The organism is Mycobacterium sp. (assembly GCF_049585075.1).
Taxonomy (GTDB): Bacteria; Actinomycetota; Actinomycetes; order Mycobacteriales; family Mycobacteriaceae; genus Mycobacterium.
Map to the genome: position 1 here is coordinate 1 of NZ_JBAUZA010000202.1, position 16,885 is coordinate 16,885.

Genomic DNA, 16,885 nt, shown 5'->3' on the forward strand with positions numbered 1-16,885 from the left:
CGTCAGGCAGGCCCTCGCGGTTCTCGTTGAGCACCGCCAGGCTCATGACCCGGAAGTTGACCTCGATGTCACGGACCTTCTCCACCTCCAAGATCCAGCGCGAGCTGATCCACGCCCACGGGCACAGTGGATCGAACCAAAAATCGGCAACTGACTTCTCAGACATGCGGGGTCCTCTCTGCGACGGTTCGGCTAGCCGTCCAGCACAACCGTAGCCGCAGCCGTCCTGTTCCCGACGGTTAGGTTAGACACGTGGCACTTCCGAACCTCACCCGTGACCAAGCCCTCGAACGCGCTGCGCTGATCACCGTCGACAGCTACCGGATCGACCTGGATCTCACCGACGGCAACGGCGCACCGGGCGAACGCACCTTCCGCTCGATCACCACCGTGACGTTTGATGCCTTGCCCGGTGCCGACACCGTCATCGACATCGCCGCCGACAAGGTTCACACCGCCACCCTCAACGGCGCCCAACTCGATGTGTCCGGCTACGACGAGTCGATCGGTATTGCGCTATCGGGTCTGGCCAAGCACAACGTCGTAGTCGTCGACGCCGACTGCCTCTACTCCAACACCGGCGAGGGCCTGCACCGATTCGTCGACCCGGTCGACGGCGAGGTGTATTTGTACTCGCAGTTCGAAACTGCCGACGCCAAGCGGATGTTCGCCTGCTTTGACCAGCCGGACCTCAAAGCCGCGTTCGACGTTTCGGTGATCGCACCGCAGCATTGGCAGGTGGTGTCAAACGGTGCCACCGTCAGCGTCGAGGACGGCGTGCACACGTTTGCCACCACTCCGCGGATGAGCACCTACCTGGTCGCGCTGATTGCAGGCCCGTATGCACGCTGGAACGACACCTACAGCGACGAGCACGGCCAGATTCCGCTGAGCATCTTCTGCCGGGCCACGCTGGCGGAGTTCATGGATGCCGAGCGGCTGTTCACTCAGACCAAGCAGGGATTCGGCTTTTATCACAAGAACTTTGGCGTGCCGTACGCGTTCGTGAAATACGACCAACTGTTCGTCCCGGAGTTCAACGCCGGCGCGATGGAGAACGCCGGTGCTGTGACGTTCCTGGAGGACTACGTGTTCCGCAGCAAGGTCACCCGCGCGTCCTATGAGCGTCGGGCTGAGACGGTGCTCCATGAGATGGCGCACATGTGGTTCGGCGACCTGGTCACCATGCGATGGTGGGACGACCTGTGGCTCAACGAGTCGTTCGCCACCTTCGCCTCGGTGCTATGCCAAAGCGAGGCAACAGAATTCACCCAAGGCTGGACGACGTTCGCCAACGCCGAGAAGTCGTGGGCCTACCGCCAGGACCAACTGCCGTCCACGCATCCGGTGGCCGCCGACATTCCCGACTTGGCCGCGGTCGAGGTCAACTTCGACGGCATCACGTACGCCAAGGGCGCCAGCGTGCTCAAACAACTGGTGGCCTATGTCGGCCTGGAGCACTTCCTGGCCGGTCTGCGCGACTACTTCCGCGCGCACGCGTTCGACAACGCCACGTTCGACGATCTGCTGACCGCGCTCGAAAAGGCTTCCGGCCGTGACTTGTCCGACTGGGGCCGGCAGTGGCTGAAAACGACCGGTTTGAACACGTTGCGCGCGGATTTCGATGTCGACGCCGCCGGCCGGTTCACCCGGTTCGCGGTCACGCAGAGCGGTGCGGCGCCCGGCGCCGGCGAGACCCGGGTGCACCGGCTCGGGGTGGGCATCTACGACGACGACGGCAGCGGCAAGCTGGTCAGGATCCATCGCGAGGAGCTCGACGTCAGCGGCGAGAGTACGGAAGTGCCTGCGCTGACCGGTGTTTCGCGCGGCCGGTTGGTCCTGGTGAACGATGACGACCTGACCTACTGCTCGCTTCGACTCGACCCGGATTCTCTGCAGACCGCGCTGGAACGCATCGCCGACATCGCCGAGCCGCTGCCCCGCACGCTGGTGTGGTCGGCGGCCTGGGAGATGACCCGCGACGCCGAGCTGCGGGCCCGCGACTTCGTGGTGCTGGTCTCCAACGGCGTTCAGGCTGAGACCGAGGTGGGCGTGGCGCAGCGGTTGCTGTTGCAGGCGCAGACCGCGCTGAGTTCTTACGCAGACCCTGACTGGGCCCACTCAGACGGCTGGCCGGCGTTCGCCGACCGGCTACTGGAGTTGGCCCGCGGCGCACAGTCGGGCTCAGACCACCAGCTGGCGTTCGTCAACGCGCTGTGTTCATCGGAGCTGTCCGCCCGGCATGTCGAGGTGCTTGCCGATCTGCTCGGCTTACCTCACGACCAAGATCCTGCTCACCTGGGGCTGGCTGGTCTGTCGATCGACACGGATCTGCGTTGGCGCATCGTCACTGCGCTGGCGGCCGCCGGCGATATCGACGCCGATGGCCGCGAAACACCGTTCATTGATGCCGAGGTGCAGCGCGACCCGACAGCTGCTGGTAAGCGGCACGGGGCCCAAGCCGCGGCGGCGCGGCCGCAGCTGGCCGTCAAGGAGCAGGCGTGGACGCAGGTCACCGAGGACGACACACTGGCCAACATCACCGCCCGCTCGATCATCGGCGGCTTCTTCGAACCCGGCCAGGCCGAGCTGCTGAAGCCGTTCACCGGGCGCTACTTCGCGGCGATACGCGGTGTCTGGCAACGCCGGTCGAGTGAGGTCGCCCAGACGGTGGTGATCGGTCTGTATCCGTCGTGGGACATCAGCGACGACGGCATCGCCGCCGCCGACCAGTTTCTCGCCGACCCCGAGTTACCCGCGGCGCTGCGCCGACTGGTCCTCGAAGGCCGGGCCGGTATCGAGCGGTCGCTGCGGGCGCGTCGATTCGACGGTGGCCCGACGGCCTGACGAACCGAACCGGCGCTACCTCGGCGAGACGCCGGCGCTGGTCACCCGGACCGCGCTGACCAGGCCGTCGATCAGCTCGCCGTCGGTGAACGCCGACGCAGCGGCCGCGACGCCAAGCGGCGCGGACGCCTCAATGCCCCGGCCGCGCAGCTGCGAACCATAGGCGACCTCGATGGCGTGCTGGTCGGGTGACACGGCGATCAGCACCGCGTTGTCCGGCGTCGGCACCTTGGCCAGGATCTCGCGGGCTCGCGCCGCAGTGTCGCCGCCCAGGTCGCCGATGTAAACGGCGAACCGTGCGCCGGCGGCCCGCGACCCGTACGTCAGCGCGTCGTCAAGGGTGACCAGGTCGCTGGTCGGAAACGGGTAGTGCACCGACAGCTCGCCGGGTTCGGTGACCCCGGAGATCCGCCCACTGGTGGTGATCACCGAGCCGCTGGGCAGCTCGGCGGGGTTGATGGTCGCGACCTCACCACTTGCCACTGGCGCCACCTCCCGCGCTGAATTCCGATGCCTCGTGGCCAGAATGGCCCCCGTGACCGTTACCAAGAGCCTCGTCGGTGGCGGCCCACAGGATCGGCGGATGCGTCCACGGCTCCGAGAGCTTGTAGGTCGCCGGATGTGGCCCCTTGCGCGACCAGATCAGCACCACCAACACGATCACCAGCAGCAACGGGATGCCCACGAGGTAAAGGTGCACTTCCATCATGCTCACGACGCAAACCGTATCCCACCGGCGATCAGTAGGTGGCCTAGGCCGCGCCTTCGCCGAGGTATCGCGCCCAGGACGGATCGAGTTCTTTGACCGTCGACAGCAGCCGCCAATGCTGGCCCTTGGGCGAGGTCGGCACCAACCGCAGCGACCAGCCGAGCTCGGTGAGCAACTTGTCGCCTTTTCGGTGGTTGCAGGTTGAGCAGCACGCCACGCAGTTCTCCCAGGAGTGATCGCCGCCGCGGCTGCGGGGCACCACGTGGTCAACGGTGTCGGCCTTGGCTCCGCAGTACGCGCAACAGAAGCGGTCGCGGTGCATCAGCGCGGCCCGGGTCATCGGGACGCGGGCCCGATAGGGCACCCGAACGTAGGACCGCAGCCGGATGACCGACGGCAACGCGATCGATCTGGTCGCCGAGTGAATGACGGGTCCCGATGGATCCTCGTGCACCACGTCGGCTTTGCCGCAGATCAGCATGATGATCGCGCGACGGACCGGCAACGCGGTCAGCGGCTCGTAGGTGGAGTTCAGCAGCAGCACTCGCCGGCGATTCCAGATCGATCCGCCGTCATGCGCAACAGGCGAATGGCTGTCGACCCTGGGAACGCTGTGCAGGCAGGGGCCGGTCACGGGCCCGGTTAGGCCTGCCGCGGCACCAGAACTGCGGTGGCTGCGGCGTCTGTTGCGCTGCGCCATAGATCCTCCGCCGAACAGTCCACCATGATTCGCCAGCGATCGCACGCCAAATCGGCCGGTGTTCGCTGGTCAATACGGTGAACACAGGGTGCCAACTTCCGCGACGACGGGTGACACCCGCCCGGCGGTCCGTCCCGATGCCCCACAATGGAGGCGATGGAACAAGCACAGCAATCCTTTTACGACGCTGTCGGTGGCGCGGAGACCTTCCACGCGATCGTGTCGCGCTTCTACCAACTGGTCGCCGAAGACGAAATCTTGCGCCGGGTCTATCCGCTTGACGACCTCGCGGGCGCGGAGGAACGGCTGCGAATGTTCCTTGAGCAGTACTGGGGTGGCCCACGGACCTACTCCGAGCGTCGTGGCCATCCCCGGTTGCGGATGCGGCACGTCCCGTTTCAGATCGGCCCCTTCGAGCGCGACGCCTGGCTGCGCTGCATGCATACCGCGATCGCGTCCATCGACTCCGACACGCTCGACGATGCACACCGCAAGGAGCTGCTCGAATACCTGGAGATGGCGGCGCATTCCCTGGTGAATTCCGCGTTCTGATGGCCCCCCGACAACGCGAGCCGTGGTGGTCGCGCGCGGTGTTCTATCAGGTGTACCCGCGCTCGTTTGCCGACAGCAACGGCGACGGCGTCGGCGACCTCGACGGGGTGGCGTCTCGGCTGGAGTATCTGGACCAACTGGGCATCGACGCGCTGTGGTTCAGCCCGATCACGGTGTCTCCGATGGCCGATCACGGCTATGACGTCTCGGACCCGCGCGACATCGACCCGTTGTTCGGCGACCTCGCCGCGTTTGAGCGACTGATCGTCGCAGCGCATGAGCGCGGGATCAAGATCACTATGGATTTGGTGCCGAACCACACCAGCTCGCAACATCCCTGGTTTCAAGAGGCGCTGGCCGCCGGCCCCGGTAGCGCCGCGCGGGACCGCTACATCTTCCGCGACGGTCGCGGACCCGGTGGGCGCAAGCCTCCGAACAACTGGCAGTCCGTGTTCGGCGGGCCGTCCTGGACCCGGGTCGTTGAACCCGACGGCAAACCGGGTCAGTGGTATCTGCATCTTTTCGACGTCGAACAGCCAGACCTCAACTGGGACAACCCGGAGGTGTTCGACGATCTCGAAAAGACGCTGCGGTTCTGGCTGGAACGCGGCGTCGACGGCTTCCGCATCGACGTTGCACACGGGATGGCCAAGCCGCCGGGCCTTCCGGACACCGACGTCGAAATGCGGCCACGGATGCTCAGCGATGGTGATCCGCGGTTCAATCACCCGAACGTGCACACGATTCACCGCAACATCCGCACAGTGATCGATGACTACCCTGATGCGGTAACCATCGGCGAGGTCTGGGTTTTCGACAACGCCAGCTGGGCCGAGTACTTACGTGCCGACGAGCTCCACTTGGGTTTCAACTTCCGCATGGTGCGAGCCGAATTCGACATCGCCAAGATCCACGATGCGATCGAGAACACCTTGGCCGCGGCGGCGATTGAAAACGCCACTCCCACATGGACGTTGGAAAACCACGATGTCGAGCGGTGCCCCAGCCGCTACGGCGGGGGCACCGCGGGACTCGATCGAGCCCGGGCGATGGCGATGGTGACGCTCGCCCTGCCGGGCGCGGTGTTCCTTTACAACGGCCAAGAACTGGGGCTGCCCAACGTCGAGTTGCCCGACGGTGCACTGCGCGATCCAACGTGGGAACGCTCGGGGCACACCGTACGCGGCCGCGACGGCTGCCGCATTCCGATTCCCTGGGACGGCGACGCTCCCCCGTTCGGCTTCTCCGCATCGCACGACACCTGGCTACCGATGCCGCCGGACTGGGCCGCTCTGACCGTCGAAAGACAGCTCGGCGAAACCGACTCCACGTTGACGTTCTTCCGGCAAGCGCTCGAATTACACCGTAGCCGTGCCGAATTCACCGGCAACCGGGTCGAGTCGCTTCCTGCACCACGCGGCACGTTGCTATTTGAACGCGGTGATCATGGGCTGCGCTGCGCGCTGAACGCCAGCAAGCGGCCGCTGTCGCTGCCGGACGGCGAGCTGATTTTGACCAGCGCGCCGCTGGTGGATGGCAAGTTGCCGGCGAACGCCGCAGCGTGGCTGGTGTAGACAGAGTCGCCCCTAACCATGACAGCCTTCGCGTGGACAGTCGTCGGAGCCGGGCCCGCGGGAATCGCGGCAGTAGGCAAACTGCTCGATCAGGGCATAGCGCCCGAGAAGATCGCCTGGATCGACCCCGCATTCAGCGCCGGCGACCTGGGCGAAAAGTGGCGGTGGGTTTCGAGTAACACGCAGGTCGAGCTGTTCCTGAGCTACCTAAACGGCTCTTCGGCATTTCGGTTCTCATCGGCGCCTCCGATGCCGCTACGGGAAGTGGATCCGCAAGAGACCTGCGCGCTGACGCTGATCGCCGACCCTTTGGTTTGGATCACTCAACACCTGCGTGAGCGGGTAGAGATTTTCCAAACGACCGCGTCGGCCCTGTTCCTGGACAGAAGGCAGTGGCGAATCGAAACCCACCAGCAGGAACTTGTCTCCAAAAACGTGATCCTCGCGGTCGGTGCCATTCCGAAAAAGCTTTCCTATCCTGATCTGCAAGAGATTCCGCTGGAAGTCGTGCTCGACCCTGAAAAGCTGGCAAAGCAGCCACTGGCCAATGCCACGGTGGCCGTGTTTGGTTCCTCCCATTCGACGATGAGCGCCTTGCCGAACCTTTTGCGCCATCCCGTGAAAAGAGTGATCAACTTCTATCGCAGTCCGCTGAAATACGCTGTCTACTTCGATGATTGGATCCTGTTCGACGACGATGGCTTGAAAGGACAGGCCGCCGACTGGGCGCGAGAAAATATCGACGGCACCTACCCGGACCGACTGGAGAGGTGCTGGGTCTCTGCCCCGGATTTTGCCGAGAAGCTTGCAGCCTGCGACCGCGTGGTTTATACCGTCGGATTTGAGCGCCGAAAGCTGCCTGAAACCAGACAGTTCGGCCAGTTGGAATACGATCCGAGCAACGGCATCCTCGCCCCTGGCCTGTTCGGGAGCGGCATCGCGTTTCCGGGGTATGGAGTGGACCCTTTTGGTTACGGCCAATATCGGGTGGGCCTTAAAAAATTCATGGACCACCTTGAATCCGTTCTGCCCCTGTGGTTCCGGTACGCACCATAACGACCTCGCCCGTCAGCGCAGTACCAGCGCCGGGTCGCCGCGACGCCGGTGCACCGAACCGAACCGCGCGTCGATGCGCAACCAGGCTGGCAGCACACGGACCCGGACGATTTCGTCGGCGTCGACCGCCTCGGATGACTGCGGCAGGAAACCCATTGCAGTCAAAGCGAACACACACCGCATCGGCACACCAACGCTGACATCGCCTGAGCTGACCCGGATCACCTCCTGGTCGAGCAGCGACACCGGTGGACCCTGCGCACTGCCGTGCTCCTTTGCCAGCGCAGCGCCGCGTTGCGCCAAATCCAGCATTAGCCGTGCCGGTACGTCGTCAAGGTGGGTGAACCCTGTGTCCGGCGGCAACGCACCCCGCCACGCGGAATCCATCGGGAAGCCAGGGTTGACGTAGCCGGAGCTGTCGACCTCGGCGAGTCCACGTGCCAATTCGTCTGCGCCAACGGATAAGTCGTCGGGCCGCAGGCTGCCGGCCACCACCCGGCTGGCCAGCACGTCGAAGCCGGTGACCGCCCACGCCGTAAACAATCCTCCCGGACGAGTACGCAGCCGGATGACCGCCGCGGGGTCGAGCCGCGCCGCCCGTTCGACGAAGGCGGACAAATCCGCGACGTGGGCGGCCGTGGATTCTGGACCCAGCCACAGGCCCCGCTCAGCTACCGAAGCCACCGCTGCAGGTATTCCCGATGGTGTGGCGACAAGCGCACCAGCCGCTGCTCGTCGATGTGGACTGCGGCCAGTTGCGATTCGGCGATCACGGCCGGCTTCGACTCCGGATCGGCGTTGACCGAACGCACTTCGTAACCGAGCGTGAAGTCGACCGCTCGCAAGCGTTTTACCCACATGGTGACCTGTAGCGGCGAATCGGTCAGCCGCAGCTGATCTTTGTAGGTGACGCGCACATCGGCGATGAGCAGACCAATGGTGGCGATATCGGCACCGAACGCGTGCGAAAGGAACGGCACGCGAGCCTCTTCCAGGATCGTGACCATGGTCGCGTGGTTGACGTGCTGGTACATGTCGATGTCCGACCAGCGGATCGGGACAGGTGCGACGTATCCCGGGTTCACCCCGACGATCCTCGCCCGCTGGTCCGTGTCATCCGGCGAATCTGGCGTGCCGCCACCGACAGCGTGGCCAGATCCCTCTGCCCGCTCTGGTAGATCTCGGTCAAGGTCCGCCGCGCGCGCTCCACCCGAGACGCGCTGGTGTGCTCCCACTCGCCGATCTTCTCTTCGCCGCTTTCGTCGGGTTCGCCGACGGCGAGCACGTCGAAGCACAATGACCGCAGCGACGCGTAGATGTCGTCACGAATCGCCAAGCGCGCCAACGAGTGCCAGCGGTCGCGGCGGGGAAGGGCGGACACCGCAGTCAGCAGACCGTCGGTGCCGAGGTGGTCCATCAGCGCGAAATAGGTTTCGGCGACCTCCGCGGGGTCGCGGTCGTCGATGTCGGCGATATCGATGATGTCGAGCAAGCTGTAGCGGTACAAACCGGCGGCCACCATGTAGCCGAGATCCTCGGAGGCGCCCTGCGCGACGAACTCACCGGCTTCCTGTTCCACGATCGCTTTGTCGTCGCCGCGCAGCCACTCCGCCATACGCGGCGTCAGCGTTTCCACTTTCTTGGCGAATCGATTGATTTCGGCGCCAACCGCCAACGGCTGCGGCCGGTAGTTGAGCAGCCAGCGCCCGGACCGGTCGATCAGCCGACGGGTATCCAAAGTCATCCGATCAGACACCGCGATCGGCACGTCAGCCGCGCGAATACTGTGCCACAGTCGCTCAATCCCGAAGATGGCGTCGGCGGCCATATAGGTGCGCACCGCATCCACCGGACTGACACCGACGTCCTCGGCGATCCGGTAGTCATAGCTGATGCCGGCGGTGTCCACCAGATCGTTGACCATCACCGTGGTCACGATCTCCCGCCGCAGCTGGTGTGAGCGGATCGCTGGACCGAACCGGTCGCGCAGCGGCGACGGGAAGTATCGCGGCAACCTGCTGGCGAACACTTCCTGATCCGGTAGATCGGTACCCAATAGCTCGTCTTTGAGCGTCAGCTTGACGTGCGCCATCAACGTCGCCAGTTCCGGTGACGTGAGGCCTAGGCCGGCCTCGAGTCGGCGCGCGATCTCCTTCTCGGTGGGCAGCGCTTCGAGCTCGCGGTTCAGCCCGCGCTCGGTCACCAGGTATCTGATCTGGTCGGCGTGCACGGGCAGCAGGCTGGGAGCATTGGCGCGGCTGGTGCCCATCAGGTCGTTCTGGTCGGCGTTATCGGCGAGCACCAATTCCGCGACTTCGTCGGTCATCGACTCGAGTAGTTCGGTGCGCTCACCGGGGTCGATCTTGCCCGCGGTGATCAGAGCGTCGACCAAGATTTTGATGTTGACCTCGTGATCAGAGCAGTCCACGCCGGCCGAATTGTCCATGGCATCGGTATTGATCCGGCCGCCGGACAGTTCGAACTCGACCCGGCCGCGCGCCGTGACTCCGAGGTTGCCGCCCTCGCCAACGACCTTGGCGCGCACCTGATTCGCGTTGACCCGCACTGTGTCGTTGGCACGGTCACCGACATCCGCGTCGGATTCCGCTTCGGCCTTGATATAGGTTCCGATACCGCCGTTGAATAGCAGATCCACCGGCGCCCGCAGGATCGCGCGCATCAGATTGGGGGGCGCCATCTCGGTGGCGTCGTCCTCGATTCCCAGGGCTGCGCGGACCTGGTCGCTGATCGGGATCGTTTTGTGTTCGCGGCTGTACACCCCCCCGCCCTGGCTGATCAAGGATTTGTCGTAGTCGTCCCAGCTGGAGCGAGGCAGATCGAACATCCGCCGCCGTTCTTCCCAGGAGGCGGCCGGATCGGGATCGGGGTCGAGGAAGATGTGGCGGTGGTCGAACGCGGCCAGCAGACGAATGTGCTTGGAAAGCAACATGCCATTGCCGAAGACGTCGCCGCTCATGTCGCCCACGCCGATCACGGTGAAGTCCTCGGTCTGGGTGTCGACCCCCATTTCCCGGAAATGCCGTTTGACCGCTTCCCAGGTGCCTTTGGCGGTGATCCCCATCGCTTTGTGGTCGTAGCCGACCGATCCGCCGGACGCGAACGCGTCACCCAGCCAGAACCCGTAGGACTTCGCGACCTCGTTGGCGATGTCGGAAAACGTTGCGGTCCCTTTGTCCGCGGCCACCACCAGATAGGCGTCGTCATCGTCGCGCCGCACCACCTCGGCGGGTGTGCTGACGTCGCCGGTGGTGTGATCGACGTTGTCGGTGACATCGAGTAATCCGGAGATGAAAAGCTTGTAGCAGGCGATGCCTTCGTTCCGGGTCGCCTCGCGGTCGGCACCGGGGTCACCGGTGGGCAGCGGCGGCTGTTTGACGACGAAGCCGCCCTTGGCGCCGACCGGCACGATGACGGCGTTCTTCACCGCCTGGGCCTTGACCAGACCCAGGATCTCGGTGCGGAAATCTTCCCGTCGGTCCGACCAACGCAAACCGCCGCGCGCCACATAGCCGAAGCGCAGATGCACACCTTCGACCCGGGGCGAGTACACGAAGATCTCGAACTTGGGTCGCGGCAGCGGAAGTTCGTCAACCAACTGGGCATCCAGCTTCAGCGAGAGCACGTTTTGGCTTCGAGCCGAACCTTCGCGGGTCACAAAGTAATTGGTTCGCAGAGTGGCCTGGATCAGCGAGGCGAATGCCCGCAGGACGCGGTCGGTGTCGAGGCTCACCAATGCGTCGATATCGGCGGCGACCGCTGCAGCGGCCGCTTGCGCGTCGCGGCTCTTCGGCGAACCGGAAGGGTCCGGGTCGAACAACGCTTCGAACAGGCTGACCAACGCGCGTGCGGTGCTTGGGTTTTCGTTGACCACTGATTCGATATGCGACTGACTATACGGAAAGCCTGCTTGCCGTAGATATTTCGCGTAGCTACGCAGCAGCACGACCTGATTCCAGGTGAGGTCGGCACGCATCACGAGCTCGTTGAACCGGTCGATCTCGATGCGGCCTTCCCAGATCGCGGTGACGGCATCGGCGAAACGCTTCGCAGTCGCCTCGCGCTGCGGACCTGGCGGCGCCAGCGTGATCGTTGGAAGCGGGGTGATCTTGAACTGGTAGATCCATATCGGTAGTCCGTCAGGCCGGGTGACGGTGAACGGTCGCTCCTCGAGCACCACCACACCCATGGATTGCAGCATCGGCAGCAACTGACTCAAGGACGCCGTTTGCCCGCCCAAATACCAAGTCAGCCGGGCAGTCTCGTCATAGTCATGATCGGAAAGCACGAGCTTGACCGAATCGTCGGCCAACTCTTCGAAGATCGCGATGTCGTTGATCGCATCGACCGGGGTGACGGCCTGTTTGTACGCCTCGGAGAACGTCGCAGCGTAGTGCTCAGCGTCGAGCGCCCCGACGGCGGCGTCCGCCGCCTCGCTGATCAGCCGATCTGACCAGGTGCGCGCGGCTTCGGTCAGTAGCGTCTGGATGCGGACTCGGTTGGTTTCGGATGTGTCGATTTGCTTGGCGCCCTCGGGACGCAGCCGGACCATGAAATGCAAGAGCGCCCAGGGTGATTCGGTCACCCGAGCAGTGAACTCGAGGCTGGTGCCGCCGAACTCGCGGACCAGGATGTCTTCGATTTGCAAGCGCACGGCGGTGGTGTAGCGGTCACGGGGCAGGTAGACCAAACACGAGACGAAGTACTCGAGTTTGTCAGCGCGCAAGAACAGCAGTGCGCGGCGTGCCGATCCGAGATCCACCACAGCTTTGGCCATCGCCAACAGCTGCTCGGCGCTGAGCGCGAAAAGCTCCGAGCGCGGCACGGTCTGGATGACGTCGAGCACCAGCTGTCCCGGGTGCCCGGAGTCGAGGTCGGCCAACGCAAGCGCCTCGCGAACCCTACGCGAAATGATGGGAATCTCCAGGACGTCGGCGTTCATGGCGGCGACCGTGAACAAGCCGATAAGGCGGTGCTCGAAGACGGCGCCGTCGCCGTTCTCGCGGATCGCAAGGACATATGGATAGGCGCCGAAACGCAGGTAGCTGGCAACGTCTGTCTGTGCCAACGCCAGCAGTTCCGTGTCGTCGGTCAGCCGAGGGCGCGAACTTTTGCGCCGACGCAGCACACCAAGGCTGGTGGTCGCTTCATCGCCCGATACGCGTCCGTTGCGCACCGGGCAGCGCTGATAGCCCAGAAGCGTGAAATGCCCGTCAGCCAACCAGCGCAACAGCGTGGCCACATCACCGCTGTCGGGGCCTGGATAGCGCCCGCCCGCGTTGGTTTCCACGTCGTTGGCCAGGTCGTTGAGGATGGCCCACATCGGTGCAGAGTCCGCTGCCACCCGGCACACATCGGCCAGTACGCCCGGCAAGAGCCGTTCGGCTTCCTGCAAAGCCGCGGGGTCAACCGACGGCGAAAGCTGTACGTGGATCCAGGTCTCGTCGATAGCGTCGCCGTCCGAAGTCGTCGGCTCCACGCTGAGCAGATCGCCGGCTGGGTTGCGACGCACCTGAAACACCGGGTTCAAGATCGCGGCATACGCCACCCCGAGCCGATGGAGCAGCACCGTGACCGAGTCCATCAGCATCGCGCCGTTATCGGTGACCACCTGCAGGGCGGGGCCGAACCCGGCTGGATCGTTTAGCGGGTAGATCGCGACTCGGCTTTCCCCCACCGGCCGGTGTGTGCCAAGCCGGTAGTGCGCGGCGAGCAACGCGGGCATCACCGCCGCCGTGACGGTACGGCCGTCGACCGGCCCTCGGTCAGGTGCGGCCTCGTCGTGCGGGCCCTGGTAGGTGTCTGCGTATGCCTTCGAAATCCAGTGAGGAACATCCTCGGGCCTAGCGAACTTCGTCCAGTCCACGACGCCCTGAACGCTGGATCCGCGTTGACCCGTCATGCCGACCGCTCCTGCCTCAGCACGCATCCCAGCGCTGGTAGGCATGACACTAGTCGCGCGTCAGCCTTCGGTGAGTCACCCTGTGCGGACGGGCCGCTTCGACACCGAGCCGTTCGACTTTGTTCTCCTCGTATGCGCCGAAGTTGCCCTCGAACCAGAACCACTTGGCTTCGTTGTCGTCGTCGCCTTCCCACGCCAGGATGTGAGTGCAGGTCCGGTCGAGGAACCAGCGGTCGTGAGAGATCACCACCGCGCAGCCCGGGAATTTCTCCAGCGCGTTCTCCAACGAGCCCAGAGTCTCCACGTCGAGGTCGTTGGTTGGCTCGTCGAGCAGGATCAGGTTGCCGCCCTCCTTGAGGGTGAGCGCCAAGTTGAGCCGGTTGCGTTCACCACCGGACAAAACCCCGGCCGGCTTCTGCTGGTCAGGGCCCTTGAAGCCGAACGCCGAGACGTAGGCCCGCGACGGAATCTCGTTCTGTCCGACCTGGATGTGGTCCAGCCCGTCGGAGACGACTTCCCACACCGTCTTCTTCGGGTCGATACCGGCCCGGGATTGGTCGACGTAGCTCAGCTTGACGGTCTCGCCCACCTTGACGGTTCCGCTGTCCGGTTGCTCGAGCCCCACGATGGTCTTGAACAGCGTGGTCTTGCCGACGCCGTTGGGACCGATGACTCCGACGATGCCGTTCCGCGGCAGCGTGAACGATAGGTCCTTGATCAGCGTCCGACCCTCGAAACCCTTGTCGAGGTGCTCGACCTCGACCACCAGGTTGCCCAGCCGGGGGCCGGTGGGAATCTGGATCTCCTCGAAGTCGAGCTTGCGGGTCTTCTCCGCCTCGGCGGCCATCTCCTCGTAGCGCTGCAGCCGGGCCTTGCCCTTGGCCTGACGGGCTTTGGCGCCTGAGCGCACCCAGGCCAGCTCGTCTTGCAAGCGCTTCTGCAGTTTGGCGTCCTTGCGGCCCTGCACGGCCAGCCGCTCGGCCTTTTTCTCCAGATAGGTCGAGTAGTTGCCCTCGTAGGGGTAGGCCCGGCCGCGGTCGAGCTCCAGGATCCATTGCGCGACGTTGTCCAGGAAGTATCGGTCGTGGGTCACTGCCAGGACCGCCCCTGCGTAAGCGGCCAGGTGCTGCTCGAGCCACTGCACACTCTCGGCGTCCAGGTGGTTGGTCGGCTCGTCGAGCAGCAACAGGTCCGGTTTGGACAGCAGCAGCTTGCACAGCGCTACCCGGCGGCGCTCACCGCCGGAGAGATGCGTCACCGGCTCGTCTGGCGGTGGACAGCGCAGGGCGTCCATCGCCTGCTCGAGCTGCGAGTCGAGGTCCCACGCGTTGGCGTGGTCGAGGTCCTCCTGCAGCCGGCCCATCTCTTCCATCAGCTCGTCGGAGTAGTCGGTGGCCATCAGTTCGGCGACTTCGTTGAAGCGGTCGAGCTTGACTTTGATTTCGCCGAGGCCCTCTTCGACGTTGCCGCGAACGGTTTTCTCCTCGTTCAGCGCCGGCTCCTGTTGCAGGATGCCGACGGTGGCATCGGTGGCCAGGAAGGCTTCGCCGTTGTTCGGCTTGTCCAGCCCGGCCATGATCCGCAAGACGCTCGACTTGCCTGCCCCGTTGGGGCCGACAACACCGATCTTGGCGCCCGGATAGAAGCTCAGCGTGACGTCGTCGAGGATGACTTTGTCGCCGTGCGCCTTGCGGACCTTTTTCATCGTGTAGATGAACTCAGCCATGCAGCAGTGTTACCTCTCTGGTCTTTCGTTGCTCGCCGACCATCCTAGGCAACACCGCTGCGGAGCCGTTTAGGCCGACAGCGGTAACACCGTCTCGGTCGCGGGGGCGGCGTCATCGCCGGCTTCGGCGTCGGTCGCATCGCCCCCCTCGGCCGCTGGTGTGCTCGCGGCATCTGTTCCCACCGAGACCGTCTTTTCGATGCGGGCGTGACAGCGGGATAGATCGGGGCCGACCGAAGTGGCGCGCATCTCCAACGTCGAGCGGCGAACGCCGTCGCGGTCCTCGTATTCGCTGGTGTAGATGTGGCCCACCACGATCACCGGCGAACCTTTGCCCAACGACGCGCCCACCCCGGCGACCAGCCGGCCCCAGCAGTTCACGGTGACGAACAGCGAATTGCCGGCCTCCCAGGTGCCGTCGGCGCCTCGCCGGCGTGAATTGCTGGCTACCCGGAACTTCATCACTTCCTGTGCCCCCGCCTGTCGGCGCTTCGGGTCGTTCACGATGTTTCCGACCACGGTTACCTGCGTTTCGAACATTGTTCTTCCTTTCCGAAAATGGCGGTGCTTGCCGAACGACCCGGGCAATCCCGGTGACGCCACACCGCCGGTGCTGCCTCCAGTCAGCGCAGCCGGACCGACAACCTCGACTGTGCCGACTCGCGAAGCGCGGAACCGGTGGATAGAACCGCGACTGTGGATAAACGGTGATATCGCATGCGCCACGTTTTGCAGCAGCGGGTAATGGTTCAGGGCCGGTGCTGGTGTGACTCGCGGTAGTCCAGTGGCCGGCGAAGCAACCGCACTAGTGCCGCGATGTGTCGCGGCGGGCCAGTTCGGCCAACATCGCGTTGTAGGCCGCCAGCTCGGCGTCGTCGTCGCGGTCGGCCGCGCGATCCAGCCGCTTGGCGGTTCGCTGGTCGCTGCGCGTCCATTGCACAAGCAACGCGATCATCACCACGATCAGCGGTATTTCCCCTGCCGCCCAAGCGATTCCGCCGCCGAGCCGCTGATCGCCCAACAGGTCGGTGTGCCAGCTCAGGTGCAGCGATCGGTAGAAGCTCACGCCGAGCACCTTCTGCATGCTCATCAGGAACACCCCGAAGAATGCATGTAGCGGCAACGATGCGAAGACCACGGCCACCTTGGCCAGCGGCGGGATCGGCCGCGGCGTCGGGTCGACACCGATTACCACCCAATAGAACAGGTAGCCGCTGACCAAAAAGTGCACGTTCATCGCGACATGGCCCATGTGGCTGCCGACCGCCGCGTCGAAAAGGCCCCCCAGATAAAGACCGTAAAACCCCGCGATGAACAACACCGTGGCGACTATCGGATTGGTAAGAAACCTCGAAAGCCTGCTGTGCAGCGCGGCCAGCAACCATTCCCGCATGCCTGGCGGGTCGTCGCGACCGGCGGTCGGCAGTGCCCGCAACGCCAGGCTTACCGGACCGCCCAACACCAGGAGGATGGGGACCAGCATCGACAGCATCATGTGATCGGCCATGTGCATGCTGAACATCGCCGGCATGTATCGGCCCAAACCCGACGAGGTGACGAACAGCAACGCCAGGCAGCCCAGCAGCCAGGACACGGTCCGGCCCGCCGGCCACCGGTCTCCGCGGCGCCGAAGCCGCCGCACGCCGGCCAGGTATAGCCCGGCGAACACCAAGGCGGCCGTGCCGAAAATCAGGTCGAAGCGCCAGTCGAACAGCACCCGCGCCGGGGTGGGTGGTCCGGCGAAGTCGTAGCCGATCTTCACGTCGGGAATCGAGGGGATGCCGGTCGGCAGCGGCGGTGG

Annotated in this window: 13 protein-coding genes and 1 pseudogene; 4 read left to right on the forward strand and 10 right to left on the reverse strand. The window is 64.7% G+C overall.

Annotated features, from left to right (window positions below):
• A pseudogene (locus WB785_RS09995) lies at positions 1-166 on the reverse strand (disulfide bond formation protein DsbA); the annotation flags it as partial.
• An 86-nt stretch (positions 167-252) separates the two neighbouring features.
• Here WB785_RS09995 and pepN point away from each other — a divergent pair.
• Entirely contained in the window at positions 253-2,847 is a 2,595-nt protein-coding gene (gene pepN / locus WB785_RS10000; RefSeq protein WP_424078826.1) for an aminopeptidase N, read from the forward strand.
• Between the two features lie 15 nt (positions 2,848-2,862).
• On the opposite strand, the gene WB785_RS10005 is transcribed toward pepN, so the two are convergent.
• From WB785_RS10005 to WB785_RS10015, 3 genes are read right to left on the reverse strand one after another with little or no spacing between them, the layout of a single operon-like run.
• Positions 2,863-3,330, reverse strand: coding sequence for a DUF5130 domain-containing protein (locus WB785_RS10005; RefSeq protein WP_424078828.1), 468 nt, complete (start codon positions 3,328-3,330; stop codon positions 2,863-2,865).
• Complete coding sequence (locus WB785_RS10010) at positions 3,317-3,553, reverse strand: hypothetical protein (RefSeq protein WP_424078845.1); 237 nt, start codon at positions 3,551-3,553, stop codon at positions 3,317-3,319. The genes WB785_RS10005 and WB785_RS10010 overlap by 14 nt, the downstream gene beginning before the upstream one ends.
• A gap of 46 nt (positions 3,554-3,599) precedes the next feature.
• A complete protein-coding gene (locus WB785_RS10015; protein ID WP_424078830.1) occupies positions 3,600-4,256 on the reverse strand; it encodes an HNH endonuclease in 657 nt (218 codons plus the stop codon).
• Positions 4,257-4,412: 156 nt separating this feature from the next.
• On the opposite strand from WB785_RS10015, the gene WB785_RS10020 reads away from it, so the two are divergent.
• From WB785_RS10020 to WB785_RS10030, 3 genes are read left to right on the forward strand one after another with little or no spacing between them, the layout of a single operon-like run.
• Positions 4,413-4,808: a globin gene (locus tag WB785_RS10020; protein WP_424078831.1), complete on the forward strand. Its 396-nt coding sequence runs from the start codon at positions 4,413-4,415 to the stop codon at positions 4,806-4,808.
• Complete coding sequence (locus WB785_RS10025; protein WP_424078833.1) at positions 4,808-6,382, forward strand: glycoside hydrolase family 13 protein; 1,575 nt, start codon at positions 4,808-4,810, stop codon at positions 6,380-6,382. The genes WB785_RS10020 and WB785_RS10025 overlap by 1 nt, the downstream gene beginning before the upstream one ends.
• Positions 6,383-6,400: 18 nt before the next feature.
• Positions 6,401-7,438 carry a pyridine nucleotide-disulfide oxidoreductase gene (locus WB785_RS10030; RefSeq protein ID WP_424078834.1) on the forward strand — a complete coding sequence of 346 codons (1,038 nt, stop codon included), beginning with the start codon at positions 6,401-6,403 and terminating at the stop codon, positions 7,436-7,438.
• Between the two features lie 12 nt (positions 7,439-7,450).
• On the opposite strand, the gene WB785_RS10035 is transcribed toward WB785_RS10030, so the two are convergent.
• The 6 genes from WB785_RS10035 to WB785_RS10060 form a co-directional block, all read right to left on the reverse strand.
• On the reverse strand, positions 7,451-8,122 hold the full coding sequence (locus tag WB785_RS10035; RefSeq protein ID WP_424078835.1) for a hypothetical protein: 672 nt from the start codon (positions 8,120-8,122) through the stop codon (positions 7,451-7,453).
• Positions 8,110-8,523 carry an acyl-CoA thioesterase gene (locus WB785_RS10040; protein WP_424078836.1) on the reverse strand — a complete coding sequence of 138 codons (414 nt, stop codon included), beginning with the start codon at positions 8,521-8,523 and terminating at the stop codon, positions 8,110-8,112. The genes WB785_RS10035 and WB785_RS10040 overlap by 13 nt, the downstream gene beginning before the upstream one ends.
• The gene (locus WB785_RS10045) at positions 8,520-13,358 is read right to left on the reverse strand and encodes an NAD-glutamate dehydrogenase (RefSeq protein ID WP_424078838.1); all 4,839 of its coding nucleotides are present in this window, start codon (positions 13,356-13,358) and stop codon (positions 8,520-8,522) included. Before WB785_RS10045 ends, WB785_RS10040 begins: the two co-directional genes overlap by 4 nt.
• A 49-nt stretch (positions 13,359-13,407) precedes the next feature.
• Positions 13,408-15,084, reverse strand: coding sequence for an energy-dependent translational throttle protein EttA (gene ettA, locus WB785_RS10050; RefSeq protein ID WP_424078840.1), 1,677 nt, complete (start codon positions 15,082-15,084; stop codon positions 13,408-13,410).
• Positions 15,085-15,153: 69 nt separating this feature from the next.
• Entirely contained in the window at positions 15,154-15,624 is a 471-nt protein-coding gene (gene ssb / locus WB785_RS10055) for a single-stranded DNA-binding protein (protein ID WP_424078842.1), read from the reverse strand.
• A 265-nt stretch (positions 15,625-15,889) separates the two neighbouring features.
• The coding region (locus tag WB785_RS10060) for a cytochrome c oxidase assembly protein (RefSeq protein ID WP_424078844.1) at positions 15,890-16,885 on the reverse strand (996 nt) is incomplete at its 5' end.

Excerpts from the sequence above, each read along its gene's own strand:
- WB785_RS10025 (WP_424078833.1), top strand. The coding sequence starts at position 4,808 with ATGGCCCCCCGACAACGCGAGCCGTGGTGGTCGCGCGCGGTGTTCTAT.
- WB785_RS10030 (WP_424078834.1), top strand. The coding sequence starts at position 6,401 with ATGACAGCCTTCGCGTGGACAGTCGTCGGAGCCGGGCCCGCGGGAATC.
- ettA (WP_424078840.1), bottom strand. The coding sequence starts at position 15,084 with ATGGCTGAGTTCATCTACACGATGAAAAAGGTCCGCAAGGCGCACGGC.
- WB785_RS10015 (WP_424078830.1), bottom strand. The coding sequence starts at position 4,256 with ATGGCGCAGCGCAACAGACGCCGCAGCCACCGCAGTTCTGGTGCCGCG.
- WB785_RS10010 (WP_424078845.1), bottom strand. The coding sequence starts at position 3,553 with ATGGAAGTGCACCTTTACCTCGTGGGCATCCCGTTGCTGCTGGTGATC.
- WB785_RS10045 (WP_424078838.1), bottom strand. The coding sequence starts at position 13,358 with ATGACGGGTCAACGCGGATCCAGCGTTCAGGGCGTCGTGGACTGGACG.
- ssb (WP_424078842.1), bottom strand. The coding sequence starts at position 15,624 with ATGTTCGAAACGCAGGTAACCGTGGTCGGAAACATCGTGAACGACCCG.
- WB785_RS10020 (WP_424078831.1), top strand. The coding sequence starts at position 4,413 with ATGGAACAAGCACAGCAATCCTTTTACGACGCTGTCGGTGGCGCGGAG.